This is a genomic window from Klebsiella sp. TF21-TM (genome assembly GCF_019753495.1).
Classification (GTDB): Bacteria; Pseudomonadota; Gammaproteobacteria; order Enterobacterales; family Enterobacteriaceae; genus Klebsiella; species Klebsiella quasipneumoniae.
Genome location: NZ_JAIJYL010000080.1, coordinates 1 through 2,602, shown reverse-complemented (window position 1 = coordinate 2,602; position 2,602 = coordinate 1). Strand labels below are relative to the sequence as shown.

Sequence of the window (2,602 nt, the reverse complement as noted above, 5' to 3'; positions counted from 1 at the left end):
GAACGGTCTGCGTTGTCGGGAAGATGCGTGATCTGATCCTTCAACTCAGCAAAAGTTCGATTTATTCAACAAAGCCCTACCAGATTGAAGATTTACGCCCAAATAGAGGTTTACGCCTATGACAAAATTCTCCAGGCAATATCAGATATCAGTAGCGTCATATCCGAAAGAGATTTTTAAAGTCACTTTTCCTGATTGTATTTCTTTCAAAATTTAATGAAGGTAAGGTTATTTAGCCAATTGACGCGCCACTTGAATAAGTTATTATTACTTACAGTCACTCTGAACTATCAGCAATTTTACAGGCTCAACAATGCCTGTAGAAATATATTTGTATCGGTATTATTTTAAGGAATCAATTATGACACTCACTGCATATTACCAGCTAAGGAATACAAAGGCCGCAGGTCTTGGTTTCGAATTGCTGACCAGTGAACCGGGAGCCTTTATTGTGCTGGAAGAAAGCAGTTATGAGAAACCGTATGAAATTGCCCGCTATGGGCATAATGGGAGTGCAGGCGATCGTTCGAATGCGTTCAGTTGCGCGATGAATAAAGCCCGTAGCCTGCAGAATTACAGTGGAGCAAAGCTGGATTACAACGTTTACGAAGAAACTGCCTGAATCATCCTGTAATAGCTGTGTGTAGTCTTTGCCCGCCGCTGACGGGCTTTTTTATGTGACACCGGACAGGAGCGCCAGGCATCATGACAACGCCCTCTCCTCCTTTGCTTCACTTCCTGTCAGGTTTAAGACGACTATCAAACCGGAACGGTATCTGTTGAGCCTTCTGCACGATCCCGTAAAACTCAGGGTGCTCAGGATTTAACAGATAATTGAACTCTACCGGCGATAAGGCTGAGGGAACACGCAGTGCAACCGAGCTCCTGGTAAATGACCAGGCATCTCCGTAATCAGCCAGTTCCTGAGGCGCATCCTCATCAGCCCAGTTGTCCGGTAATTCATCCATGTTTGCGCTTTGGATCAGTTCATCAGGCACATCGATACTCAGTAGCGTGAAAGAGTCCATTATCTGTGCCGCATGCAGGTGTACCAGCGTCTCCAGCATCGTTAGTGAAGCCGTTTCGGAGACATATACCATTGACACCCCCACGCTATTCCAGCGCCCACCAGCCTCTTTCGCACCATATCCGGTCCAGGCCGTAGAAAGATACTTTGTTTTCGTCAGCCTGTAGAGGATCACGAGTACACCCCATGCTCCAGACGCGTAATCAGCTTAATGACCTCATAGGCTCCAGTTTCGGATGCCATCAGGTCTGCTGGCACTTTCCAGCTCAATGCCCGGTTAGGTTCGTTCAACCACTTCTGTGCGGCTTCCCTGTCGCCTTCAAACAAATCTACCGCCCGATCAATGACGCGGATAATACGTACCAGACGTTCACTTTGTTCCGGGTTAAAACGTGCCTTCACACTGCGGCTAAATGTGGTTGACGGGATACCGGACATTTTTCTCAGGTCATTCTGGGTTATTCTGGCCCAGTCAGTTATCCGGTTCGCCACCTTCCCGTCCAGACCTTCATTTATTTGGCCCAGAAGCGCTACGCCATCAGCATTATTTAACCCGGCAACCTGCCAGAGGCGCTGTGGTCTGGCTGGAGTTGAGGACAAACTAAATGTTTTCATAGCAAACCTCCATTTGGTCTTTTCATTATACCCAAATGGTAACACCAGAGCAAATATCAACCACCAGCAGACGGAAGGCATTTTTCCTGATTGCGATACTCAGAGTGTAGCGATCGGTATCGAGTCCCACCTCGTTGTGTAGGCTGGAGAGAGCATATCTCTCTTCATTGACCACGCCGGTGCGATGCCCCGACCGGCAAACCATACTTTGCCTTTGCCTGAGTTGTTTATCGTATCCAGTACGTTCATGAGCGCGTCACTGTTTGCATACGACCTCCCTTCATCAAATAACGATAGCTGGGTAACTCCGCAGGGACGGAAATCGTTGAGCATGACTCCCGCCTTTGCATAGTTATGTCCGTCTTTCCAGATTTTATCCAGAGCCCGGCCCGCCGCCGCGATAATGTCCCGCGTATCACGTGATGGAATGCAGAGCTGTTCGCTGGAGACTTTGCTGTAATAGGGTTCATGTTTTGAAAAAGTCGAGGTTTTTATGAAAGCTGATACCTGACCGCAGTACTGACGTTCCTGGCGCAATTTTTCCGCAGCACGTTCAGCATATTGGCAAATTGCCTGCCGCATGGATTCATACGTTGTTATACGCTGCCCGAAACATCAAGAAAAAGATTGTGCTCATTAAATGAACAGATTAGGCTTTCTATTGAAATTGATAGAAAAAAGAGGCTGCATAGCCTTTTTTTTCCTCACTTCTCATCCTTTAGGGGGGAATGGATCTTTTCCATGGGAGTCTCTATCTCTGATTTGTCCATTTGGTCGATAAATAACCAGTTCACTTTCCTGATTGCGGGAGATTGAACGAGCCGCATCTATTGCTTTCTGTTGTGTACGATGGGTAGATGTTACCCGTTCATTACCCTCTCCACGGCTTTGTTGAATAAATCGAACTTTTGCTGAGTTGAAGGATCAGATCACGCATCTTCCCGACAACGCAGACCGTTC

At 47.1% G+C, this 2,602-nt stretch carries 4 protein-coding genes and 1 pseudogene; 1 reads left to right on the top strand and 4 read right to left on the bottom strand.

Translation table 11 applies throughout. The annotated features are described in order from the left end of the window. Positions 1-361 precede the first annotated feature (361 nt). On the top strand, positions 362-622 hold the full coding sequence (locus K5R89_RS26840; protein ID WP_017901409.1) for a hypothetical protein: 261 nt from the start codon (positions 362-364) through the stop codon (positions 620-622). Between the two features lie 109 nt (positions 623-731). On the opposite strand, the gene K5R89_RS26835 is transcribed toward K5R89_RS26840, so the two are convergent. From K5R89_RS26835 to K5R89_RS26820, 4 genes and pseudogenes are all read right to left on the bottom strand, one after another. Beyond that, positions 732-1,202, bottom strand: coding sequence for an RES family NAD+ phosphorylase (locus K5R89_RS26835; protein ID WP_004144067.1), 471 nt, complete (start codon positions 1,200-1,202; stop codon positions 732-734). Further along, positions 1,199-1,642, bottom strand: a complete 444-nt coding sequence (locus K5R89_RS26830) for an antitoxin Xre/MbcA/ParS toxin-binding domain-containing protein (RefSeq protein ID WP_032413443.1) — start codon at positions 1,640-1,642, stop codon at positions 1,199-1,201. Before K5R89_RS26830 ends, K5R89_RS26835 begins: the two co-directional genes overlap by 4 nt. Before the next feature lie 99 nt (positions 1,643-1,741). After that, positions 1,742-2,254, bottom strand: a pseudogene (locus K5R89_RS26825) (DUF4113 domain-containing protein); the annotation flags it as partial. Positions 2,255-2,353: 99 nt separating this feature from the next. Beyond that, positions 2,354-2,539 carry a DUF2188 domain-containing protein gene (locus K5R89_RS26820; RefSeq protein WP_074186314.1) on the bottom strand — a complete coding sequence of 62 codons (186 nt, stop codon included), beginning with the start codon at positions 2,537-2,539 and terminating at the stop codon, positions 2,354-2,356. Positions 2,540-2,602: the final 63 nt, after the last annotated feature.